A 6,745-nucleotide genomic window follows, 5' to 3' on the forward strand; every position below is an offset into this window, starting at 1 on the left:
ACGCCGTTCTTTGTCATTCAGCGGCTCCGCGCCGACGCTGCCCCTACTCTGCTAGGCTCAGGTCGCACGCTCCCGCGCCTATAGCCTTTTGCCGTCTGGCGGCTTGCAGATAAGAGCGCTGTCAGACGAGCCCCAATGCATTTCCCTCCGCGGAGAAATGCGCGTAAGGAGACTATCTACATGATTAACCCTGGACAGGACCAAATCCTGGTCTGCCGCGAGTGTGGCCAGGAATTCACCTTTACCGTTGGAGAGCAAGAGTTTTTTGCCAGCCGCGGCTTGACCAATACTCCCAGCCGCTGCCCCAGCTGTCGGGCGGCGCGTAAGGCGAACGGTGGGCGTCGTGGCCGTGGCTACGGGCGTGAGGAGCGCCAGATGTACACGGTGACCTGCGCCAGTTGCGGCAATGAGGCCCAGGTGCCGTTCCTGCCTCGCGATGATCGCCCCGTTTATTGCAGCGATTGCTATCGTCCCCAGGAGTCGTACGGGCGCGGCCAGGGCCGCCGCGCGCGCTGGTAAGGCGGGCCGACATGAGCGAAGTTCGCCTGAACCCCGACGAGTCCTTTGAGGTTGCTCTTAAGCGCTTTAATCGCAAAGTTTTGAACGCTGGCATTCTGGCCGAGGTGCGCCGCCGCAAGCACTATGAGAGCCGCAGCGATCGCCGCAAGCGTAAGGCCGCCGTGGCCCGTCGCCGCCGCCGTCGCCATACACGCACACGCCGCTAATACCCAGGCACCCCCCTTTCTCGTCCGCCTGCCGTTTGTCACGCAAGGACTTCGCAGCGGGCGAGAAAGCGGGCCCAAAGATGCCCGATCTCATCAGGTAGAGCTACGACTGTTGTCGAGTACACAGGCTGGTAGATAGCCCTGGGGCGAGCGATATTCATAGACGGTAATGGGCACCAGGGTGTTGAGCTGATAGCCTACCATGACAGCCAGCGCTATCGGCATTGCTGCAAACAGGTGAATATGTTTGATATGCTCACCTGCAGGCCCAAATCTCTGCGGCAGCAGGCGTAAGCCCTTGCGTATCTCGTACATCATGCTCTGAGCTTCCTGCTCACCGATCGACTTCTTCTCCGTGCGAATCTCATATCTCTGGCGATAGCCGTAGCTGATACCATTCAGATCCAGATAACTGGTTATCACTTGCGGACCGAAGGGGGGACTAATAGCAATCTCGACAACCGCTGTGGAGGGATCTCCTCCAGGATTATAGCTATCAATGAGCCTCACTTGTTGTATATCACTCTCAGGAAGAACGGTATGCCAGTATTTTTCCTCTACAGCTTCTGTACTGGCAGGTCCGCTGTTCTTCACAGCGAGTTTGAAGCCCGTCGGTTCTTTGAACATGAGTCCGATAGCAAAGCCGACTGGAATGATCGCTTTGAGGGCTAGATAGAGAGTACGAGCTGTAGTATGCTTGCTGAGCAGCTCTTTGAGGTCAGCCAGAGCTGGCCAGAGCCATGTATTCCATTCTTGTTCGCTGGGTAACCTGCCCTTGCCCTGGAAAAAGTCGTACCAGTCGAGTTCCAAATCAAGGCGCCTGGTGGTCTCGCGGTCCAGGAAGTGGGTGATGCCAATAAATGGCGTATAGTCGGTTCCAGCTCTGGCACGGCGCTGGCGCTGGAGAAAAGCCTCACGCAGGATACGCCTGGCCAGCCGTCGAAGCGCTTGATCGACTGCTCCTTGACGACTATCTGATTGCGACTGAAGCTCTTCCCACACAAAATCACTCAACTTCCCGAGGCTCACCTTTTCCAGAGCGATCTGCACCCTTTTCTGGCTCACTCCCTGCAAAATCAAAACTATAGGAAATTCCGACGTCTGTTCATGGCGCTGCAGGGCGGCGCGCGCCTCGGGCAGCCAGAGCTGGGGCTTCTTGAGAGCCTCGGGCGTGAGATAGAGCAGGTAGGCATCGGCCAACTCACTCACAGCCCGCTCCGCCACTTTTTCCCGGCTGCCAAGAAAGGGAAGGTCCTCACTGTCACGATGCCAGATCTTGAGGCCACGCAGGCGCAGCATGAGTTCTAGCTGTTCGCGGTTTTTTCTGGCATCGCCAGCAGAGCTGATGAAAACGGTGGCCGGCCTGGTAGGGTCCTGCTCCTGCGCTTGCTTCGGAGCAGTCTGGGACACATTCACTGCTGTCCTCGCTTTCTCTCCCACAGCAGAGGGAGCAGAGGCGACCAGCTCTTGCCAGGTCTTCTTAATCTCACCGGCAATATTCGCCCAGATCTGATCGCGATGAGCACTCTCTTTGATGGCTTTCCCATCGTGTGGTAATAGTTGCAGATCGGCTAGGCCAGAGCCTTCAAGGTTTACAGGTCTGTATAAGATTGGAATAATTTGAGCCTTTCCATCACTCGCTTGCCCTAGAGCCATGCTGACCGCTTGTTCTTGCGAAGACAAGAGATCAGGGCTGACAAGTATGATGATCAACCGCGCCTGATTGATGAGTCTATTCCTCTCCTCAAGCGCTGGTTTACCCGGCGGAATAGCCCTGATAATATCCTTTACCTCCCTAAAATTATAAAGATGATCTTTTAATTCTTCAAAACCATTCTTATCTTCGCTGGCATAAATACACAGGATTTCCGTATCCGTTGATTGGCTCGCTCCCATACGAAGACCTCCCTTCTACAGCGCATCGCGCGTTTCAGCGATGCGCTTGCGAGCGTTCTCCGGCTGATCGAACCAGTACTTATCAGGATAGCAGTATTCGACATCTGGATCGGGCGGCCAGCGCCAGATGCGGCGCAGATCCTCCATTGCCAGCTGCTGCAAGTGCTGGCGTTTGAACTCTTCTACCAACTCGTCGATAAACTGCGTCAGGGCCTCGCCTTCCAGCTGCTCTCTGCCGTCCTGGCCACGCGCGGTTAGGCTATAGCGTCTTGCGTAGTCAATCAGCTCCAGGCGCAGCGGCTCCAGCTTCACTGAACCCAGCCCCAGCGGCTTGGCGTAGCCAATCTTATGGCACATGCCTTCTTCGAGAACGATGGCCAACAGGAGCGCGCCCAGCTCGTCGCGCTCCAGGTTGGTAAAGTCGAGGCGAGCGTAAAAGACGGTGTCGTAGTCCAGCGGGTGAATGTAGCGGTTGGCCGGTTCCGGGCGTGTGAAGTAGCAATAGCCGTCCGCCTGCCAAGGCTCCTTATCAGGATCGTGATGGAAGTAGAACTTGCGCCCGGCGATGCAACGCTCTTGCTCGTCGAGGTAGAAAGCGCGGTGGTGTGGCTTCGGCTCAACCAGAGGCAGGGTATACATCGGTTCGTAGAGAGCCACTGTTTCTGGATCGGCCTGGGCATCGCTGATGTTGACCTTGCCTGTGAAGACGCCGCTTTTGCGCTCCTTGAGCGAGCCAAAGATGCGACAGGAGATACACAGGTGCGCCTCGTCTTCGCAATGCAAGAACTCAGGCTTGACCTTATCCCAGTACGGTGCCTTATAGCGGCCACGCCCGCCCGTTCTTTCCTGCTCATAGTTGCCATCGAAGAGCGTCAGGCAGCCGTTGCCCAGAGTCTCGACCAGATTACGCAGCAGACCCTTGAGCGAGGTGCCAGGAATGATGTAGCGGCCAGTTCCATCCTGGATAAAAGGCTCTGGCTTACTCGGATCTCTAGGGCCAGAGGTGGCAGAATGCGCAGGGATAAAGATCGGAGTGCGCGCCGTCAGACGCAGCGTCAGGCTGCCGCTGTAGAGGCGGGGCAGATCGCTACCGAAGAGGCGATCATGCCAGATAGGCTTACGTCGCTCCGGGGGACGGTTCCAATCGATGCGCGCGAAATCGTACGGGTTCATAGACTCCCTCCCCTTGGCCTTGCTCTCGCCGATGCAGCTTCGGTCTCCAGGCCGGTACAGCGGAAGTAGACAGTTTCTCCTGTTGCAGGATCTTGATAGAGAGAGATCTTGAGCTTGACCCTATCCACCTGTTGGCCGTTGGCCTGCTGTTCCTCTTCCTCGATCGGGTAGAGCAAGGGACGAGGAATGCGCGTGGTCAGAAAGAGGCGTCGCTCCTCCTGAGCGCTGACCCCCACCTCTCTCGCTCTCACCTCGCGAGGGCGCTCGCCAAGCAGATCGTAGCTCACCGAACAACGCCTGAGACCTATCAGTGGCTGACTGTCTTCGCGCAGCTGCGCGGGCAGGAGGCGCTCATCGCCCAGATAGACCACGCGCAGCTTTCCCTCGCTGCTATCCCAGCGCAATTCTCCCTCTGCCGAGAAAACCCGGCCCCAGGTATAGACGGTCCAGGGTAGGAGGGCACCCTGCTCCTGCTGTATTTCCCTCAGCCGGGCAAAGCGCACCAGCAGATGTCGCAGGCTCCGATCATCATCTACGACGAAGTTTGGCAGATGCTCGCCGAGAAAGTAGGCATCCGACGGGAAGGCGTGCACCAGCTCTCTCAGCTCTTCGTGCGGTATCAAGGCGCTGGCGATGACCTCGGCTTCGCGTGTGCCACTTTCAGGAGACGCCTTCGTGCTCATGAGCGCTTTCCTCCTGCGAGGGCAGGGACTTGCGCAGACTCATCTGGCCATTCTTGAATGCGACGAATAAAGTGCTGGATGGCCTCCTCACGGAGCTGTGCCAGGGCCTCGCCGGTAAAGACACGCAGGTGACGGATACCGCGCGGGAGACGCTCAATCTCAGCCGGAAGCTTCACCAGGTCGTCATACCAGGTACCGTAGCGTCCCCAGCCGGGTTCACCAGAGGCGGGCTGCTCATTGAGCCAGCGCCCCAGGCCCCACAGCTCGTCAACCGGCTCGCGTTCGTCACTGCCGCGGATGGTGGCCGTGACCAGGCCGCCTGGCCAGCCATCGTGCTCCTCGCTACTGAGGGTCCCCTTGACCCAGCCCAGGCCACGCGAGCGGCCCGCGCCAAAGCGGATCAGGCCATCTTCCAGATCCTGCAGCACCACAAAGAGCATGCCCAGCTGCCAGATTTCGAAGTTGCGCAGGTGAATAGTACACTCGAAGGTGACCCCTTCGCTGATCACCTCCAGCTCAAACTTGGCCCCGTGGGCGGCGCCCCCGGTCAGGCGATCGATGCCCACTCCATCGCGCTGTTCACGGATAGGAGCTGAAATGAGATAGGCATCACTAATAGCCAGGCGCCCAATAAACCAGGTGGAACCAAAGAGACGACAAACAGGGCAGGAACGCCCATAGATTTCATCGGTACGGGCTTCGAGCTGGGCACGTCGCTGCTCATCACCCTTGACCTCATCATTGAAGCGCTCGCCACAGGAGTCGCGGTGAGTGCGACGGCGCTCCTCTAGATGTGCATCCGCCTCCTCATGTGCATCCGCCTCCTCTCTCTTGGCGAAAGGATAACAGGCCACACGCGGTCGCAGGCTCGTGATGATCTTCTCTACGTGGCTGCGGAAGACCCCTTTGAGCGAGCTGCCGGGCAGGAACGGCTCCTGACGTCCGTTGCGAAAGGTCAGCACTGGGGCCATGTCCGGCCCGCTGACGGTGGGCAAGCCTGATTTAACGAGCAGTGGCCCGGTGGTGGTGATGCGCAAGCGCAAGCGTGCTTCATTGACCAGTTGCTTGAGCATAAGCCGCTATCCTTCTCACTCGATCTCGTTTCCTAGTTCGCTTGAAACAGCTGCTCAATCTGCCGAGCCAGGAAGCTCTCTCCGTCTTCGACCCGGTGAAATTTCTCTTCGGGACTGCGCCCAAGGAGGTAACGCTGTAAACGACGAGTGCGCTCCCCGGCACTCACCTCTCTTTGTCCGCCGTCGGCTGTCTCTTCCTTCTCCAGCTCCAGGATGTAGACGCGCAGATCGCGCAGGCGACAAGCCCCAAGACCACGCGAGCGCTTACCGCCAATGGCGCCGAAGCCGTTGACGAACTCGCTGAGACCCAGACTCAGCAGCCAGCGATCTTCGTCGGTGGCATTCTCTAGGGTGATTTCCAGGTTAAAGGAGGTGCTGGCCGGCACAACCTCGTAGTCGTATTTGAGGCGATCCTTGGCACGTTCGCTGTCGCGTTCAATGGCTACGCCGTCACGTAGTTGGATAATGCCGTTCCATTCCTCCTCGGGAATGTAGAGGTCGCTGACGTTGACCCGCGAGGCGGAGAAGGGGGAACCGAAGAGCCGACAGGTATGACAAAGTTTCCCCAGAATATCCCCAAGAGCCAGCTCACCCTGCTGACGCCTCTCTTCTGTTATGGTCCGTTGCCGCACCGTGGGGCAAATGTCATCAAGGCGCCCTTCCTGCTCTAGCTGCTCTAGCTGCTTGGATTCCAACTCGATGAGGCCACAGGTGCTCAGGCGCGGCTGCGGAAGCTCAGCCAGGGTGGCTACCAGCTTCTCGACAGTGCTGCGCAACGCCCCCTTGAAGCTTGAACCAGGAATGAAGGGGATGTTCTCGGGCGTCAGGACGATCGGGTTTCTGCTGCCGCTGAGCGTGAGTTTGCCGCCGCCGATATGCAGCGCCGTCTCCATAACGAGCCGCCCGGTGAAGAGATAACGGTTGCACAGGCGCAGCCGGCGCACAGGGTCATCCTGATAGAGCTTATCTTGGACTGCCATTATCACTCACTCCTGGAGTAACTCGCTTTCGCCTCTCTCTCTGCTTTTGCGCCGCCAGTAGATGGCTATTCTCTGCTACCAGATGCTGGATGAATTCGGCCATCAACAGTGCCATTAGCTCCTCAGTCTGAGCGCGCACCGTTTGCACCCCCCCTTGATCGCTGAGGAGATGGAACTCGTTCTTCAGACGTTTTTTCTGCATAGACTCCATGTAC

The 6,745-nt window shown here is 58.2% G+C and carries 8 protein-coding genes; 2 read left to right on the top strand and 6 right to left on the bottom strand.

Going from position 1 to position 6,745, the window contains the following annotated elements; genetic code table 11:
• Positions 1-180 precede the first annotated feature (180 nt).
• Both IRZ31_RS19120 and rpsU read left to right on the top strand, forming a co-directional pair.
• The gene (locus tag IRZ31_RS19120) at positions 181-519 is read left to right on the top strand and encodes a zinc-ribbon domain containing protein (protein WP_297156640.1); all 339 of its coding nucleotides are present in this window, start codon (positions 181-183) and stop codon (positions 517-519) included.
• Between the two features lie 11 nt (positions 520-530).
• The gene (rpsU, locus tag IRZ31_RS19125) at positions 531-725 is read left to right on the top strand and encodes a 30S ribosomal protein S21 (protein WP_052887903.1); all 195 of its coding nucleotides are present in this window, start codon (positions 531-533) and stop codon (positions 723-725) included.
• Positions 726-818: 93 nt separating this feature from the next.
• Here rpsU and IRZ31_RS19130 read toward each other — a convergent pair whose 3' ends face one another.
• The 6 genes from IRZ31_RS19130 to IRZ31_RS19155 form a co-directional block, all read right to left on the bottom strand.
• Positions 819-2,621, bottom strand: coding sequence for an SAVED domain-containing protein (locus IRZ31_RS19130; protein ID WP_297156642.1), 1,803 nt, complete (start codon positions 2,619-2,621; stop codon positions 819-821).
• A gap of 15 nt (positions 2,622-2,636) precedes the next feature.
• The gene (locus IRZ31_RS19135) at positions 2,637-3,794 is read right to left on the bottom strand and encodes an RAMP superfamily CRISPR-associated protein (protein WP_297156645.1); all 1,158 of its coding nucleotides are present in this window, start codon (positions 3,792-3,794) and stop codon (positions 2,637-2,639) included.
• Entirely contained in the window at positions 3,791-4,477 is a 687-nt protein-coding gene (gene csx19 / locus IRZ31_RS19140) for a CRISPR-associated protein Csx19 (protein WP_297156648.1), read from the bottom strand. Before csx19 ends, IRZ31_RS19135 begins: the two co-directional genes overlap by 4 nt.
• Positions 4,474-5,550, bottom strand: coding sequence for a CRISPR-associated RAMP protein Csx7 (csx7, locus tag IRZ31_RS19145; protein ID WP_297156651.1), 1,077 nt, complete (start codon positions 5,548-5,550; stop codon positions 4,474-4,476). Before csx7 (IRZ31_RS19145) ends, csx19 begins: the two co-directional genes overlap by 4 nt.
• A gap of 32 nt (positions 5,551-5,582) precedes the next feature.
• A complete protein-coding gene (csx7, locus tag IRZ31_RS19150; protein ID WP_297156654.1) occupies positions 5,583-6,530 on the bottom strand; it encodes a CRISPR-associated RAMP protein Csx7 in 948 nt (315 codons plus the stop codon).
• Positions 6,514-6,745, bottom strand: a 232-nt coding sequence (locus IRZ31_RS19155) for a hypothetical protein (RefSeq protein WP_297156657.1), incomplete at its 5' end; no start/stop codon positions are given. The genes IRZ31_RS19155 and csx7 (IRZ31_RS19150), both read right to left, overlap by 17 nt.

The sequence above is a fragment of the Thermogemmatispora sp. genome (assembly GCF_019683635.1).
GTDB lineage: Bacteria > Chloroflexota > Ktedonobacteria > Ktedonobacterales > Ktedonobacteraceae > Thermogemmatispora.